The following is a 16,128-nucleotide window of genomic DNA, read 5'->3' as shown; positions in this document are numbered from 1 at the left end:
ATGTCGAAACTCGGCAACCTCGGCGCCCGGCTGCACCGTGGCGAGGTCGGCTACGACTTCGTCAAGAACCGCAAGATCTGGTACGGCCTGTCCATCCTGATCACCATCACGGCCATCGTCGGCCTGACGGTCCGCGGCCTGAACATGGGCATCGAGTTCGAGGGTGGCGCCGTCTTCAACACCCCGAAGAACACCAGCGCTTCGGTGTCCCAGGCGGAGGAGTACGCGGAACAGGCCTCCGGCCACGACGCGATCGTCCAGAAGCTGGGTGACGGCAGCCTGCGCATCCAGGTCGCCGGCATCGACACCGACGCGGCGAACAAGATCAAGAACACGCTTGCCGACGACCTCAAGGTCGACTCGGAGCAGATCAACGCCGAACTGGTCGGCCCCAGCTGGGGCGAGCAGATCGCGAACAAGGCCTGGCAGGGCCTCGGCATCTTCCTGGTCCTCGTGGTGATCTACCTGGCGATCGCCTTCGAGTGGCGCATGGCGCTCGCCGCGTTCGTCGCACTGATCCACGACATCACCATCACGGTCGGCATCTACGCCCTCGTCGGCTTCGAGGTCACACCGGGCACGGTGATCGGTCTGCTGACCATCCTCGGCTACTCGCTCTACGACACGGTCGTGGTCTTCGACAGCCTGAAGGAACAGACGAAGGACATCACCAAACAGACTCGCTGGACCTACAGCGACATCGCCAACCGCTCGATCAACAGCACCCTGGTCCGCTCCGTCAACACCACCGTGGTGGCGCTGCTGCCGGTGGCGGGTCTGCTGTTCATCGGTGGCGGTGTGCTCGGCGCCGGCATGCTCAACGACATCTCGCTGTCGCTGTTCGTCGGCCTCGCGGCCGGTGCGTACTCCTCGATCTTCATCGCCACGCCGCTCGTCGCCGACCTCAAGGAGCGCGAGCCGCAGCTGAAGGCCCTGAGGAAGCGCGTCCTCGCCAAGCGGGCCCAGTCCGCCGCCAAGGGCGAGACCGAGGTCCACGGCGACGACGAGTCGTACGACGGCGAGCCCGAGGACGCCGCACCCGCGGTCGTCGGCCCGCGCAACCAGCCCGCGTCCCGCAGCCGCGGCCGTGGCCGTCCCTCGGGGAAGCGCCGATGACCGATATCAGGGAGCTGCTGCTCAGCCGCATCAGGGACGTGGCGGACTACCCGGAGCCGGGCGTGATGTTCAAGGACATCACCCCGCTCCTGGCGGACCCGGCGGCGTTCACCGCGCTCACCGACGCCATCGCCGAGATCGCCGAGCGCACCGGTGCCACCAAGATCGTCGGCCTGGAGGCCCGGGGCTTCATCCTCGGCGCCCCGGTCGCCGTCCGCGCCGGCCTCGGCTTCATCCCCGTACGCAAGGCGGGCAAGCTCCCCGGAGCCACCCTCGCCCAGGCCTACGACCTGGAGTACGGCTCGGCGGAGATCGAGGTGCACGCCGAGGACCTGACCGCCGACGACCGCGTCCTGGTCGTCGACGACGTCCTCGCCACCGGCGGCACCGCCGAAGCCTCGATCCAGCTCATCCGCCGGGCCGGCGCCGAGGTCGCGGGTCTGGCCGTCCTCATGGAGCTCGGCTTCCTGAGCGGCCGCGCCCGCCTGGAACCGGCTCTGAACGGTGCCCCGCTGGAGGCGCTGCTCACGGTCTAGAAAGCCCACAGCAGCCCGGTGAACACCGGCGCGACACCGGCACGACACCGCGGAGGCGGGCCCGGAGGAATCCGGCGCCCGCCTCTCGCGTTTCTCGGGTAGACGGTCCTCACATTGGCCTGAAGGCGATCCTTGGGTCCAGGATGGCTACCATGGGGTCTCCGGAGCCTGACCGGGGGACCCGGATCGCGCACGAGGAGCCCTCTTGCCAGACGAGGCCCAGCACCTGACCGCCGCCAAGCCCGAGTCCGCCTCGGCAGCCGCGGCGAAGCCCGCGCCGAACGCGCCCCACGCGAAGAACGACTCCCGCGGGCCGGTCGAGCACGCCCAGTCGGCGCCCGTCGACAAGCCCGCCGAGCAGGCGCGTCCCAAGCCGGCCCCGCCCGTGCGTCCGGCTGCCGGCCAGCCGCCCCGCTCCGGCTCCTCCAACCGCGTCCGCGCCCGTCTGGCACGGCTCGGCGTGCAGCGCGCGAACCCGTACAACCCGGTGCTGGAGCCGCTGCTGCGGATAGTGCGCAGCAACGACCCCAAGATCGAGACGTCGACGCTCCGCCAGATCGAGCGCGCCTACCAGGTCGCCGAGCGCTGGCACCGCGGCCAGAAGCGCAAGAGCGGCGACCCGTACATCACGCACCCCCTCGCCGTGACGACCATCCTCGCCGAGCTGGGCATGGATCCGGCCACCCTGATGGCCGGCCTGCTGCACGACACGGTCGAGGACACCGAGTACGGCCTGGACGACCTGCGCCGCGACTTCGGCGACGTCGTCACCCTGCTCGTCGACGGCGTCACCAAACTGGACAAGGTCAAGTTCGGCGAGGCCGCACAGGCCGAGACCGTGCGCAAGATGGTCGTCGCCATGGCCAAGGACCCGCGCGTCCTGGTCATCAAGCTCGCCGACCGCCTGCACAACATGCGCACCATGCGCTACCTCAAGCGCGAGAAGCAGGAGAAGAAGGCGCGCGAGACCCTGGAGATCTACGCGCCGCTCGCCCACCGCCTGGGCATGAACACCATCAAGTGGGAGCTGGAGGACCTCGCCTTCGCGATCCTCTACCCCAAGATGTACGACGAGATCGTCCGCCTGGTCGCCGAGCGCGCCCCGAAGCGCGACGAATACCTCGCCATCGTCACCGACGAGGTCCAGCAGGACCTGCGGGCGGCCCGCATCAAGGCGACCGTCACCGGCCGCCCGAAGCACTACTACAGCGTCTACCAGAAGATGATCGTCCGCGGCCGTGACTTCGCGGAGATCTACGACCTGGTGGGCATCCGCGTCCTCGTGGACACCGTCCGCGACTGCTACGCGGCCCTCGGCACGGTGCACGCGCGATGGAACCCGGTCCCCGGCCGGTTCAAGGACTACATCGCGATGCCCAAGTTCAACATGTACCAGTCGCTGCACACGACGGTCATCGGCCCCGGCGGCAAGCCGGTCGAGCTCCAGATCCGCACGTTCGACATGCACCGCCGCGCCGAGTACGGCATCGCCGCGCACTGGAAGTACAAGCAGGAGGCCGTCGCCGGCGCCTCCAAGGTGCGCACCGACGCGCCCAAGTCGTCCGGCAAGGACAAGGACGCCATCAACGACATGGCGTGGCTGCGGCAGCTCCTCGACTGGCAGAAGGAGACCGAGGACCCCGGCGAGTTCCTGGAGTCCCTGCGCTTCGACCTGTCCCGCAACGAGGTCTTCGTCTTCACCCCCAAGGGCGACGTCATAGCGCTCCCCGCCGGTGCCACCCCGGTGGACTTCGCCTACGCCGTCCACACCGAGGTCGGCCACCGCACCATAGGTGCCAGGGTCAACGGCCGGCTGGTCCCGCTGGAATCCACCCTCGACAACGGCGACCTGGTCGAGGTCTTCACCTCCAAGGCACCCGGCGCGGGCCCCTCCCGCGACTGGCTCGGCTTCGTGAAGTCGCCGCGGGCCCGCAACAAGATCCGCGCCTGGTTCTCCAAGGAACGCCGCGACGAGGCGATCGAGCAGGGCAAGGACGCCATCGTCCGCGCCATGCGCAAGCAGAACCTGCCGATCCAGCGCATCCTGACCGGCGACTCCCTGGTGACCCTCGCGCACGAGATGCGCTACGCGGACATCTCCGCGCTGTACGCGGCGATCGGCGAGGGCCATGTCTCCGCGCAGAACATCGTGCAGAAGCTCGTCCAGGCCCTCGGCGGCGAGGAGGCCGCCACCGAGGAGATCGACGAGTCGGTCCCGCCGGCCCCCGGCCGCAGCCGCAAGCGCCGTACCAGCGCCGACCCGGGCGTCGTCGTCAAGGGCGTCGACGACGTGTGGGTCAAGCTGGCCCGCTGCTGCACACCCGTCCCGGGCGACCCCATCATCGGCTTCGTCACCCGCGGCAGCGGCGTATCGGTTCACCGCAGCGACTGCGTGAACGTCGACTCGCTGTCACGCGAGCCCGAGCGCATCCTCGAGGTCGAGTGGGCGCCCACCCAGTCCTCGGTCTTCCTGGTCGCCATCCAGGTCGAGGCCCTGGACCGCTCCCGGCTCCTCTCGGATGTCACCCGCGTGCTGTCCGACCAGCACGTCAACATCCTCTCCGCGGCCGTCCAGACCTCCCGCGACCGCGTCGCCACCTCCCGCTTCACCTTCGAGATGGGCGACCCGAAGCATCTCGGCCATGTGCTGAAGGCGGTCCGCGGTGTGGAGGGCGTCTACGACGTGTACCGGGTGACGTCGGCGCGCAGCAGGTCGTAACAACCCGTAGCGGCACACGCGAAAGGGGGCTCCCGTACGACGTGTACGGGAGCCCCCCTTTCAGCCGGCTGATCAGCCTCCGAACTCCTGGAGACCCTTCAGCGCCTGGTCCAGCAGCGCCTGGCGGCCCTCGAGCTCACGCTCGAGCTTGTCGGCCTTGGCGTTGTTGCCCTGCGCCCGGGCCTGCTCGATCTGCCCCCTCAGCTTGTCCACGGCGGCCTGGAGCTGACCGGTCAGACCCTCGGCACGCGCGCGTGCCTCCGGGTTCGTCCGGCGCCACTCGGCCTCCTCCGCCTCCTGGAGGGCCCGCTCGACGGCGTGCATACGGCCCTCGACCTTGGGCCGGGCGTCGCGCGGCACATGACCGATGGCCTCCCAGCGTTCGTTGATCGAACGGAACGCGGCCCGGGAGGCCTTCAGATCCGTGATCGGCAGGAGTTTCTCGGCCTCCTCGGCCAGCTCCTCCTTGAGCTTCAGGTTCTCCGCCTGCTCGGCGTCCCGCTCGGCGAAGACCGAGCTGCGCGCGGCGAAGAAGACGTCCTGGGCGCCGCGGAAGCGGTTCCACAGGTCGTCCTCGTGCTCGCGCTGGGCGCGGCCGGCGGCCTTCCACTCGGCCATCAGCTCGCGGTAGCGCGCGGCCGTCGCACCCCAGTCCGTCGAGTTCGACAGCGCCTCGGCCTCGGCGACCAGCCGCTCCTTGATCCGACGCGCCTCCTCGCGCTGGGCGTCCAGTTGCGCGAAGTGCTGCTTGCGCCGCTTGGAGAACGCCGACCGCGCGTGTGAGAACCGGTGCCACAGCTCGTCGTCGGACTTGCGGTCCAGACGCGGCAGACCCTTCCAGGTGTCCACCAGGGCCCGCAGCCGCTCACCGGCCGCCCGCCACTGGTCGGACTGCGACAGCTCCTCCGCCTCGGCGACCAGCGCCTCCTTGGCCTTGCGTGCCTCGTCGGACTGCTTCGCCCGCTGCGCCTTGCGCTCCTCGCGGCGCGCCTCCACCAACTCGGTGAGCTTGTCCAGCCGGACCCGCAGGGCATCCAGGTCGCCCACCGCGTGGTGCGCGTCGACCTGCTCCCGGATGTGGTCGATGGCGGCCTGGGCGTCCTTCGCCGACAGGTCGGTGGTCTTCACTCGCTTCTCGAGGAGGCCGATCTCGACAACCAGGCCCTCGTACTTGCGCTCGAAATAGGCCAGCGCCTCCTCGGGGGAGCCTGCCTGCCAGGAACCGACGACCTGCTCGCCGTCGGCCGTACGCACGTACACGGTCCCCGTCTCGTCGACGCGGCCCCACGGGTCGCTGCTCACAGCGCCTCCTCCACATGATGCCTGCGAGGGGCCTGAAGCTCCCCCGGGCATCGTCCACAGTTTCGTCACGGCCAACATAGGCGACCGGCGGGGGGCCTGTCCGCATCCCGCGCGACCGAAATTACGCAGTTGAGGGTCAGGATTTGGTGATCGTGGCCTTGTTGATCACGACCGTCGCGTTGGGTGCCGTGTTGCCCGTCTGGGGGTCCGGGGCCTCGGCTCCGGCGTCGGCGATTTTCTTGAGGACCTTCATGCCCGACTCGGACACCGTTCCGAACGGTGTGTAGTCGGGCGGCAGCTGACTGTCCTGGTAGACGAGGAAGAACTGGCTGCCGCCGCTGTTGCGCCCCTGCTTCGTCTGGGCGTTGTACTGGTTCGCCATCGCGACCGTGCCCGCCGGGTACACCCCGCCCTTGAGGCTCTCGTCCTTCAGATTCTCGTCCGGGATCGTGTAGCCGGGGCCGCCCATGCCGGTGCCCTGCGGGTCGCCGCACTGGAGGACGTAGATGCGCTGGTTGGTGAGCCGGTGGCACTTGCTGTGGTCGAAGTAGCCCTTGCCGGCGAGGAAGCTGAACGAGTTGACGGTGTGCGGGGCCGCCGAGGCCTTCAGCGCGATGTCTATCTCGCCGCAGGTCGTGTCCAGCTTCATCGTGTACTTCGCCGACTCGTCGATCGTCATCGCCGGTTCCTTCTTCCAGGTCTCCGACTTGACCTTGCCCGCGGCGGGCTTCTCACACGGATCCGGGGCCTTGCTGGGCGAGGCGCTCGGGGTGACCTCCGCGCCCGCCTTCTCCGTCTTGCCGTCGTCCTCGAACGGCTTGGTCAGGTAGACCGACACGGAGAGCACCACGACCACGCCGAGGACCGAGGCGATCACGGAGTTGCGGATACGGGCCTTGCGTCGCGCATCAGTGCGTCGCTGCTGCTGCCGCAAGTACTTCTCACGGGCGAGCTGACGCCGCCGCTGTTCCTGGCTGACCACCGGGTTCTCTCCTCATGCGTCTCAAACGTCGACCGGTACGCGTGGGGCCTGTGCGCCGACCGCCTGCGTGTGCCCCGTACCGTATATGGGTTCGCTGAGGAATCGGCAGCGCCGGTAGGCTCTGACATCAGCCGCAGCCGCCCGTATCGACACAACGAAGGACGATCGTGCTCATTGCCGGGTTCCCCGCCGGGGCCTGGGGGACGAACTGCTACCTCGTCGCCCCCGCCGCCGGTGAGGAGTGCGTGATCATCGACCCCGGCCATCAGGCCGCCGACGGTGTCGAGGAAACGATCAGAAAGCATCGCCTCAAGCCCGTCGCGGTCGTCCTCACGCACGGTCATATCGACCACGTGGCCTCGGTCGTCCCGGTGTGCGGCGCGCACGACGTGCCGGCCTGGATCCACCCCGACGACCGGTACATGATGAGCGACCCGGAGAAGGGAATCGGCCGTTCCATCGGGATGCCGCTCCTGGGCGAGCTGACCGTGGGGGAGCCCGACGACGTCAAGGAGCTGGCCGACGGTGCGACGCTGGAGCTGGCGGGCCTGGAGCTGTCCGTGGCGCACGCGCCCGGCCATACCAAGGGGTCGGTGACATTCGGCATGCCCGAGGCGGCGGACATCCCGCCGATCCTGTTCTCGGGCGACCTGCTGTTCGCCGGCTCCATCGGACGCACCGACCTGCCCGGCGGTGACATGGCCGAGATGCTCGACTCGCTGGCCCGCGTGTGCCTGCCGCTCGACGACTCGACCGTGGTGCTGTCCGGCCACGGCCCCCAGACCACCATCGGCCAGGAGCGCGCCACCAACCCGTATCTGCGGCAGGTGGCGGCCGGCCAGGGAGCTGCCGAGGCTCCCCGACGAGGAATGTGACGAGACCTTCCGTGAGCACCTTCAAGGCCCCCAAGGGCACGTACGACCTGATCGCGCCGGACTCCGCGAAGTACCTCGCGGTCCGCGAGGCGATCGCCGCTCCGCTGCGCAACTCCGGCTACGGCTACATCGAGACACCGGGCTTCGAGAACGTCGAACTCTTCGCGCGCGGCGTCGGCGAGTCCACCGACATCGTGACGAAGGAGATGTACGCCTTCGAGACCAAGGGCGGCGACAGGCTGGCCCTGCGCCCCGAAGGCACGGCCTCCGTGCTGCGCGCCGCCCTGGAGGCGAACCTGCACAAGGCGGGCAACCTCCCGGTCAAGCTCTGGTACTCCGGCTCGTACTACCGCTACGAGCGCCCCCAGAAGGGCCGCTACCGCCACTTCTCCCAGGTCGGCGCCGAGGCGATCGGTGCCGAGGACCCGGCGCTGGACGCCGAGCTGATCATCCTGGCCGACCAGGCGTACCGCTCGCTGGGCCTCAGCAACTTCCGGATCCTGCTCAACAGCCTGGGCGACAAGGAGTGCCGCCCGGTGTACCGGACGGCGCTCCAGGACTTCCTGCGCGGCCTGGACCTGGACGAGGACACCCTGCGCCGGGCGGATATCAACCCGCTGCGCGTCCTGGACGACAAGCGTGAGTCGGTCCAGAAGCAGCTGGGGGACGCCCCGCTGCTGCGCGACTACCTCTGCGACGCCTGCAAGGCGTACCACGAGGAGGTGCGCGAGCTGATCACGGCGGCCGGCGTCGCCTTCGAGGACGACCCGAAGCTGGTGCGCGGCCTGGACTACTACACCCGCACGACGTTCGAGTTCGTCCACGACGGCCTGGGCTCCCAGTCCGCCGTCGGTGGCGGCGGGCGCTACGACGGCCTGTCCGAGATGATCGGCGGCCCCGCACTGCCGTCCGTCGGCTGGGCCCTCGGCGTCGACCGCACGGTCCTCGCGCTGGAGGCCGAGGGCGTCGAGCTCGAACTCCCCGCCACCACCAGCGTGTTCGCCGTCCCGCTCGGCGAGGAGGCCCGCCGGGTCCTGTTCGCCAAGGTCACGGAACTGCGCAAGAACGGCATCGCGGCCGACTTCTCCTACGGCGGCAAGGGCCTCAAGGGCGCGATGAAGAACGCCAACCGCAGCGGCGCCCGCTACACGATCGTCGCCGGCGAACGCGACCTCGCCGAGGGCGTCGTCCAGCTCAAGGACATGGAGTCGGGCGAGCAGGCGGCCGTCGGAGTGAACGAGATCGTGGCGGAACTGGAAGCGCGACTGGGCTGACAGCAGACCAGGAGCGGAGGCGCCGGACACCTGCCGAGGTGCCCGGCGCCTCCGTCACTGCTCCAGCAGCCCGTACCGCATCGCGCTCGTCACCGCCGCCGTCCGGTCGTCCACCTCCAACTTGCCGAAGACACGCAGCAGATACGTCTTCACCGTCGACTCCCCGATGAACAACCGGCGCCCGATCTCGGCATTCGTGCAGCCCTCCGCGACCAGCCGCAACACCGCCGTCTCGCGTTCCGACAGCCGCGGCCGCTCCGGCTTCGTCCGCAGCTGGTCCACCAGCCGGGCCGCGACGGACGGGGCAAGAACCGTCTCGCCGCGCGCCGCCGCCCGCACGGCCTCCGCGAGTTCCGCGCGCGGCAGATCCTTCAGCAGATAACCCGCCGCCCCGGCCTCCACCGCCCGCAGAATGTCCCGGTCCGTGTCGTACGTCGTCAGCACGACCACCCGGCACGGCAGCCCGGCCCGCGTCATCCGCACGATGGAGTCCACGCCCCCGCCGCCCGGCATCCGCAGATCCATCAGCACGATGTCGGGCCGCAACTGAGCCGCCAGGGCCTCCGCCTGCGGCCCGCTGGACGCGTCGGCGACGACCTCCAGATCGGACTCCGCACTGAGCATCGCCCGCAGCCCCTCCCGTACGACGGGATGGTCGTCGGCCAGGACGATCCGGATCACGGCGTCTCCCTCCTCAGGACCGGCAGCCGGACGGTCACGACCGTGCCGTCGCCCGGGGCACTGCGCACCTCGGCGGTTCCGCCCACTTCCACGGCCCGGGCCCGCAGCCCCGCCAGACCGTACCCACCGCGCACGGCATCCGGGTCGAATCCGGGCCCGTCGTCCCGTACGGACACGGTCAGCATGTCGTCGGCATACGTCAGCGACACCCCGACCGCCACCGAACTCCCCGCGTGTTTGCGGGCGTTGGACAGCGCCTCCTGGCAGGCGCGCAGGGCGACCACCTCGAAACCGGCGGGCAGCATACGGACCGGGCCGGTCACCTCCAGCGTCGCGTCATGGCGCGCGGCGAGCCGGCCCAGCGCGTCCGGAAGGGAGGCGCCGTCCAGGTCGGCGGGCGCGCCCCCGGCCACCAGGGCCCGGGCCTCGGCCAGGTTCTGCCGGGCCGTCTCGTCCATCAGCCGCAGATGACGCCGCGCCTCGGGCAGGTCGTGGTCCAGCTCCGCCTCGACCGCCTGGATCAGCATCACCAGACTGGTGAACCCCTGCGCGAGCGTGTCGTGGATCTCCCGGGACAGCCGCTCCCGCTCGGCCAGCGCCCCGTGCGCCGTCGACAGCCGCGCGACCTCGTGGCGGCTGGCGTCCAGCTCGGTGATCAGCGCCGCCCGTTCCTGGCTCTGCTCGATGATCCGGATGACCCAGCCACCGACAGCCGCCGAGAAGACGAACGTGACCACGGCGAACAGCACGTTGAAGAAGACGTCCTGGTCGCTCGGCCACCACAGCAGCGCCCAGCCGATCACCGGGGCGAAGTTGATGACGGCCACCGCCACCAGCGCCCACCGCATCCGCAGCGTCATGAAGCACTGCGGTACGAGCGCGAACGTCATCAGCCGCGTCTCCCCGACGAGGACCGCCGACGGAAGGAACAGCGCCAGCGCCGCCGTGAGATGGACGAGTGCCCGTCGCTCGTCGGACGGGTCCTGCCGCAGGAGCGGCCGACCCACCCCCACGAACAGCGGGATCAGCAGGACGAGCAGCGCCGCCGCGACGACACGGACCGGCCACCCCGGGCGTCCCGCGCCGAGCACGAACACCAGGGTGGCCAGCCAGATGAGCGCGAAGTACGTGTCCCAGAGCCGGAACGAGAGCTCCCAGGTGTAGGCGCTGCCGGCATCCGCCGCACCGCTCATCCCTCGCGCCGGTCCTTCCAGCGGAACGTCAGCAGGCACAGCACCAATCCTCCGACGCACCATGCGGCGAGCACCAGGGCCACGCGCCCGAGTTCCCAGCTCCCCGCCTGCTCCAGCACCTGAGCCGACTCCGGCAGGAACACCCCGCGCAACCCCTGGCACATCCACTTCAACGGGAACAGCGCACCGATGGTCAGCATCCAGTCGGGGATGGTGCCGATCGCGATGTACACCCCGGAGATGAACTGCAGGACCAGGAAGGGCAGCACCACCACGGAACTCGCGCTGTTCGCGGACCTCGGCACCGAGCTGATCGCGATGCCGAGCAGGGCGCACGCCGTGATCCCGAGCACGAAGATCCACGCCAGGTCGAACCAGCTGCCCGCGTCGGACGGCAGGTCCACGTCGTACACGGCCGTGCCGACGAGGAGCAGGATCACCGTCTCCAGCAGACCGGTGAAAAGAACCAGCCAGATCTTGCCGAGGAAGTACGCCGTCGGCGGCATCGGCGTGCCGCGCAGGCGGCGCAGCAGCTTCTCCTCCCGCTCCACGGCGATCGAGATGCCGAGCGCCTGGAAACTCGTCGACATGATGCCGGCGGCCATCATCGCCGGGACGTACAACTGCGAGGCGGTGATGCCCGCGCCCGCCACGTCGTCCCGGAAGATCGACGCGAACAGGAACAGGAAGACGACCGGGAAGGCGAACGTGAACACCACCTGGTCGCGCTGCCGGAAGAACTGCCTGATCTCCAGGGCACCCCGCCGCAGCCCCAGCCCCCAGGCACCGGGCAGCCCCTCGACGCCGACCGCACCGCGGTCCCGTACGGCGGTCGTGGTCATCGCGCGTCCTCCTGCCGCTGTCCGGTCAGCCGGAGGTAGACGTCCTCCAGCGTGGGCCGGCTCACCGCCAGCCCCGGGATCTCACCGTCGAAGCGCTGCATGAGCCCGGCGACCGTCCTGGTCGGCGTCCCCGTCCGCTCCCTGCGCGGGGTGCCGTCCGGCTCCGTCCACTCGACGAGCGCCTCGGTGCCGAACCGCTCCCGCAACGCCCCGGGCTCGCCCTCGGCGACGATCCGGCCCTTCGCGACGACGGCCAGCCGGTGCGCGAGGGCCTCCGCCTCCTCCAGGTAGTGCGTGGTCAGCAGGATGGTCGTGCCCTCGTCGGCCAGAGCCCGGATCAGCGACCAGAACTGCCGCCGGGCCGCCGGATCGAACCCGGTCGTCGGCTCGTCAAGAAGCAGCAGGTCCGGACCGCCGATCACGCCGAGTGCCACGTCCAGACGCCGGCGCTGGCCACCCGACAGCGCCTTGATCCGGCTGTCCGCCTTGGTATCCAGACCGACCAGGCCGATGACCTCCTCCGGGCTGCGCGGCCGCGGGTAGTAGCCGGCGAAGTGCCGCACCGTCTCCCGGACCGTCAACTCCGCGGGCGCCGATTCGTCCTGCCAGACGATTCCCACGCGCGAGCGCCACGCGCGCGTGGCGCTCGCCGGGTCCGCCCCGAGCACCGACACCTCGCCCGCGTCACGGGTCCGGTTCCCCTGGAGGATCTCCACCGTGGTGCTCTTGCCCGCGCCATTGGGTCCGAGCAGGCCGAACACCTCGCCCCGACGGACGCCCAGATCGATTCCGTCGACGGCGGCCACGTCCCCGTACCGCTTGCGCAGTCCTCGCACCTCCACGGCGAGGTCGTACCCGTGTGCTGTCATGCGACGAGCGTCGGCCGGAACGCAACCCTCAGGGACGACCGTGCGGACATGCTTATGTCCACTGAACGGTGGACGGACGCCCACGTGCGGCACAATGGCACTGCTCGAAGATGGTCAGGCCTCAAGTGACGGAATAGGCGTGATGAGCAAGACGACAGTCAAGGACGTCTCCGCGGAGCCGGAGCCGGAGCGCGCCGAGACCGCGCCCCGCGCCGAGGGCGGCAGCCGGGCCCTCGCCCTGCTGCTGGTGATCACCGGCGCGGCCGGACTGCTCGCCGCGTGGGTCATCACGATCGACAAGTTCAAGATCCTCGAGGCCAAGGTCGAGGGCAAGACGTTCACCCCCGGGTGCAGCCTCAACCCCGTCGTCTCCTGCGGCAGCGTCATGGAGAGCAAGCAGGCCGCCGTGTTCGGTTTCCCGAACCCGATGCTCGGCCTCGTCGCTTACGGCATCGTCATCGGCGTCGGTATGAGCCTGCTCGCCCGCGCCCGCTTCCCGCGCTGGTACTGGCTCACCTTCAACGCCGGCTGCCTGTTCGGCGTCGGCTTCTGCGCCTGGCTGATGTTCCAGTCCCTGTACCGGATCAACGCGCTGTGCCTGTGGTGCTGCCTGGCCTGGGTCGCCACGATCCTGATGTTCTGGTACGTGACGTCGTTCAACATCCGCAAGGGTTTCCTGCCCGCCCCGGGCTGGCTCAAGGGCTTCTTCGACGAGTTCACCTGGGTCATGCCCGTGCTGCACATCGGCATCATCGGCATGCTGATCCTGACCCGCTGGTGGGACTTCTGGATGAGCTGAGCCGGGAGCACCAGGGCCCTCAGGGATTGTCAGTGCCGTGATTTAGGGTTTCTGACGTGGAGCCCGACCTGTTCACCGCCGCAGCAGAAGAACGCCAGGAGAAGGAGCCGTCCAGCAGCCCCCTGGCGGTGCGGATGCGCCCGCGCACCCTCGACGAGGTCGTGGGCCAGCAGCATCTGCTGAAGCCGGGCTCGCCCCTGCGCAGACTGGTCGGCGAGGCCTCCGGCCCGGCCGGCCCCTCCTCGGTCATCCTCTGGGGCCCGCCCGGCACCGGCAAGACCACCCTGGCGTACGTCGTCTCCAAGGCCACCAACGCCCGCTTCGTCGAACTGTCGGCGATCACCGCGGGCGTCAAGGAGGTCCGCTCGGTCATCGACGGCGCCCGCCGCGCCTCCGGCGGGTACGGCAAGGAGACCGTCCTCTTCCTCGACGAGATCCACCGCTTCAGCAAGGCCCAGCAGGACTCCCTGCTCCCGGCCGTCGAGAACCGCTGGGTGACACTGATCGCGGCCACGACGGAGAACCCGTACTTCTCGGTGATCTCCCCCCTGCTGTCCCGCTCCCTGTTGCTCACCCTCGAACCGCTCACGGACGACGACATCAAGGGCCTCGTCCAGCGAGCCCTGACCGACGAGCGCGGCCTCAAGAGCGCCGTCACCCTCCCCGAGGAGACCGAGAGCCACCTCCTGCGCATCGCCGGCGGCGACGCCCGCCGCGCCCTGACCGCCCTGGAGGCGGCCGCCGGAGCCGCCCTCGACAAGGGCGATAGCGAGATCGGCCTGACCACCCTGGAGGAGACGGTCGACCGGGCCGCCGTGAAGTACGACCGCGACGGCGACCAGCACTACGACGTGGCCAGCGCCCTGATCAAGTCCATCCGCGGCTCCGACGTCGACGCCGCCCTGCACTACCTGGCCCGGATGATCGAGGCCGGCGAGGACCCCCGCTTCATCGCCCGCCGCCTGATGATCTCCGCGAGCGAGGACATCGGCCTCGCCGACCCGAACGCGCTGCCGATCGCGGTCGCCGCCGCCCAGGCCGTCGCCATGATCGGCTTCCCGGAGGCCGCCCTCACCCTCAGCCACGCCACCATCGCCCTGGCCCTGGCCCCCAAGTCCAACGCCGCGACCACCGCGATCGGCGCCGCCCTGGAGGACGTACGCAAGGGACTGGCCGGGCCCGTGCCCGCGCACCTGCGCGACAGCCACTACAAGGGCGCCACCAAGCTCGGCCACGGCCAGGGCTACGTCTACCCCCACGACCTGCCCGAGGGCATCGCCGCCCAGCAGTACGCCCCGGACGCCCTCAAGGACCGCGAGTACTACGAGCCGACCCGGCACGGCGCGGAGTCCCGCTACGCGGACGCGGTCGAGTGGACCCGGAAGAACCTCGGTCGAAAGCGGTCCTGAGCACCCTGTAAACTTGGCCGGAGTGCCGCGTCCCGTGCAGTCAGAACGGGACAGTCGGCCGGAGCCCGGCCCCCGGGCCGGCTCCAGGAGCGTCGCGCACCGTCGAACGGTGTCGCGGGCAGCCCACCACCACCCGTCGTACGGCGGGACGGTCGGTGGGCCACTCGCGTGCTGCACGTATGTGCCCAGACCAGGGGAGCGGCTGCCCGCCGAGTCCGTCAGGACGAGGAGGGTTTCCCCGGCTGCGGATGCGACCTCCCACAACCCTGACAAGCCGACACTAGGAAACGAGAAACAGTGGCGAACCAGTCCCGCCCCAAGGTCAAGAAGTCGCGTGCCCTCGGCATCGCGCTCACCCCGAAGGCCGTCAAGTACTTCGAGGCCCGTCCCTACCCGCCGGGTGAGCACGGCCGCGGCCGCAAGCAGAACTCGGACTACAAGGTCCGTCTGCTCGAGAAGCAGCGCCTGCGCGCGCAGTACGACGTGTCCGAGCGCCAGCTCGTCCGCGCCTACGAGCGTGCCTCCAAGGTCCAGGGCAAGACCGGTGAGGCCCTGATCATCGAGCTGGAGCGCCGTCTCGACGCCCTGGTCCTGCGTTCGGGCATCGCCCGCACGATCTACCAGGCCCGCCAGATGGTCGTCCACGGCCACATCGCGGTCAACGGCAAGAAGGTCGACAAGCCCTCCTTCCGTGTCCGTCCGGACGACGTCGTGCAGGTCCGCGAGCGCTCCAAGGAGAAGACCCTCTTCACGATCGCCCGTGAAGGTGGCTTCGCCCCCGACGGTGAGACCCCGCGCTACCTCCAGGTGAACCTCAAGGCCCTGGCGTTCCGCCTGGACCGCGAGCCGAACCGCAAGGAGATCCCGGTGATCTGCGACGAGCAGCTCGTCGTCGAGTACTACGCCCGCTGATCCTCGGCAGGCACGCGGTACCCCAGCCCGTCGTCTCCCCGCCCCTCCGGGCGGGCGAGGCGGCGGGCTTTCGCGAATCCGCCGTCCCCGGGCGGTAATCCGGTACGGAGCCGCATCCCCGGCGCGATAGGCTCGTCGCACGACTTTTTCGATGTTCAGGCACGTTTTCAGGGAGCGGGTGCACACAGTGTCCGGTGGAGAGGTGGCCGGAATCCTGGTGGCTGTCTTCTGGGCGATCCTGGTCTCCTTCCTCGCCGTCGCGCTGGCGAGGCTGGCCCAGACGCTCAAGGCGACCACCAAGCTCGTGGCGGATGTGACCGATCAGGCCGTCCCGCTGCTGGCCGACGCCTCCGCGGCGGTGCGCTCCGCGCAGACCCAGATCGACCGGGTCGACTCGATCGCCTCCGACGTCCAGGAGGTCACGTCGAACGCCTCCGCGCTGTCGACCACCGTCGCCTCCACCTTCGGCGGCCCTCTGGTCAAGGTCGCCGCCTTCGGCTACGGCGTGCGCCGGGCCCTCGGCGGCCGCAAGGAGGACGTGCCCGGCAAGGCGTCGAGGCGTACCGTGATCGTGGGCCGCACGGTCTCTCGGCGCAGCGCCCGAGGGAAGAGGGACTGA

15 protein-coding genes are annotated in these 16,128 nt (G+C 69.9%); 9 read left to right on the top strand and 6 right to left on the bottom strand.

The features are described 5' to 3' along the window. The 3 genes from secF (at position 1) to relA (ending at position 4,371) form a co-directional block, all read left to right on the top strand. Positions 1–1,116 (top strand): protein translocase subunit SecF, encoded by a 1,116-nt coding sequence (gene secF / locus ACIBNA_RS41245; protein WP_399170460.1) that lies wholly within the window; start codon positions 1–3, stop codon positions 1,114–1,116. Further along, the gene (locus tag ACIBNA_RS41240) at positions 1,113–1,652 is read left to right on the top strand and encodes an adenine phosphoribosyltransferase (protein ID WP_399170458.1); all 540 of its coding nucleotides are present in this window, start codon (positions 1,113–1,115) and stop codon (positions 1,650–1,652) included. Before secF ends, ACIBNA_RS41240 begins: the two co-directional genes overlap by 4 nt. Positions 1,653–1,857: 205 nt before the next feature. Further along, on the top strand, positions 1,858–4,371 hold the full coding sequence (relA, locus tag ACIBNA_RS41235; RefSeq protein ID WP_399170457.1) for a GTP pyrophosphokinase: 2,514 nt from the start codon (positions 1,858–1,860) through the stop codon (positions 4,369–4,371). Positions 4,372–4,443: 72 nt separating this feature from the next. On the opposite strand, the gene ACIBNA_RS41230 is transcribed toward relA, so the two are convergent. Together ACIBNA_RS41230 and ACIBNA_RS41225 are read right to left on the bottom strand one after the other, a co-directional pair. Next, a complete protein-coding gene (locus ACIBNA_RS41230; RefSeq protein ID WP_399170456.1) occupies positions 4,444–5,673 on the bottom strand; it encodes a DUF349 domain-containing protein in 1,230 nt (409 codons plus the stop codon). Positions 5,674–5,809: 136 nt separating this feature from the next. Next, positions 5,810–6,655, bottom strand: a complete 846-nt coding sequence (locus ACIBNA_RS41225) for a peptidylprolyl isomerase (protein ID WP_399170455.1) — start codon at positions 6,653–6,655, stop codon at positions 5,810–5,812. A 167-nt stretch (positions 6,656–6,822) separates the two neighbouring features. On the opposite strand from ACIBNA_RS41225, the gene ACIBNA_RS41220 reads away from it, so the two are divergent. Beyond that, positions 6,823–7,530 (top strand): MBL fold metallo-hydrolase, encoded by a 708-nt coding sequence (locus ACIBNA_RS41220; RefSeq protein WP_399170454.1) that lies wholly within the window; start codon positions 6,823–6,825, stop codon positions 7,528–7,530. Positions 7,531–7,541: 11 nt separating this feature from the next. Continuing rightward, entirely contained in the window at positions 7,542–8,804 is a 1,263-nt protein-coding gene (hisS, locus tag ACIBNA_RS41215) for a histidine--tRNA ligase (RefSeq protein ID WP_399170453.1), read from the top strand. Between the two features lie 54 nt (positions 8,805–8,858). Here hisS and ACIBNA_RS41210 read toward each other — a convergent pair whose 3' ends face one another. The 4 genes from ACIBNA_RS41210 to ACIBNA_RS41195 are packed head-to-tail and all read right to left on the bottom strand — an operon-like array spanning position 8,859 to position 12,389. Then, the gene (locus ACIBNA_RS41210; protein ID WP_399170452.1) at positions 8,859–9,485 is read right to left on the bottom strand and encodes a response regulator; all 627 of its coding nucleotides are present in this window, start codon (positions 9,483–9,485) and stop codon (positions 8,859–8,861) included. Next, the gene (locus ACIBNA_RS41205) at positions 9,482–10,678 is read right to left on the bottom strand and encodes a sensor histidine kinase (RefSeq protein WP_399170451.1); all 1,197 of its coding nucleotides are present in this window, start codon (positions 10,676–10,678) and stop codon (positions 9,482–9,484) included. Before ACIBNA_RS41205 ends, ACIBNA_RS41210 begins: the two co-directional genes overlap by 4 nt. After that, positions 10,675–11,520: an ABC transporter permease gene (locus ACIBNA_RS41200; protein ID WP_399170450.1), complete on the bottom strand. Its 846-nt coding sequence runs from the start codon at positions 11,518–11,520 to the stop codon at positions 10,675–10,677. The genes ACIBNA_RS41205 and ACIBNA_RS41200 overlap by 4 nt, the downstream gene beginning before the upstream one ends. Continuing rightward, positions 11,517–12,389, bottom strand: coding sequence for an ABC transporter ATP-binding protein (locus tag ACIBNA_RS41195; RefSeq protein WP_399170449.1), 873 nt, complete (start codon positions 12,387–12,389; stop codon positions 11,517–11,519). Before ACIBNA_RS41195 ends, ACIBNA_RS41200 begins: the two co-directional genes overlap by 4 nt. Before the next feature lie 142 nt (positions 12,390–12,531). Between ACIBNA_RS41195 and ACIBNA_RS41190 the strand changes: the two genes are divergently transcribed. The 4 genes from ACIBNA_RS41190 (at position 12,532) to ACIBNA_RS41175 (ending at position 16,128) form a co-directional block, all read left to right on the top strand. After that, positions 12,532–13,188, top strand: a complete 657-nt coding sequence (locus ACIBNA_RS41190) for a vitamin K epoxide reductase family protein (RefSeq protein ID WP_399170448.1) — start codon at positions 12,532–12,534, stop codon at positions 13,186–13,188. A 56-nt stretch (positions 13,189–13,244) separates the two neighbouring features. Next, positions 13,245–14,597 (top strand): replication-associated recombination protein A, encoded by a 1,353-nt coding sequence (locus ACIBNA_RS41185; protein WP_399170447.1) that lies wholly within the window; start codon positions 13,245–13,247, stop codon positions 14,595–14,597. A 297-nt stretch (positions 14,598–14,894) separates the two neighbouring features. After that, positions 14,895–15,509: a 30S ribosomal protein S4 gene (gene rpsD, locus ACIBNA_RS41180; RefSeq protein WP_010046470.1), complete on the top strand. Its 615-nt coding sequence runs from the start codon at positions 14,895–14,897 to the stop codon at positions 15,507–15,509. A 178-nt stretch (positions 15,510–15,687) separates the two neighbouring features. After that, positions 15,688–16,128, top strand: coding sequence for a DUF948 domain-containing protein (locus ACIBNA_RS41175; RefSeq protein ID WP_274815010.1), 441 nt, complete (start codon positions 15,688–15,690; stop codon positions 16,126–16,128).

Source organism: Streptomyces sp. NPDC050164 (genome assembly GCF_044459945.1).
GTDB classification, from domain to species: Bacteria; Actinomycetota; Actinomycetes; order Streptomycetales; family Streptomycetaceae; genus Streptomyces; species Streptomyces coeruleorubidus_A.
The sequence above is the reverse complement of the archived record's forward strand: the minus strand, read 5'-3'. Positions and strand labels throughout refer to the sequence as shown.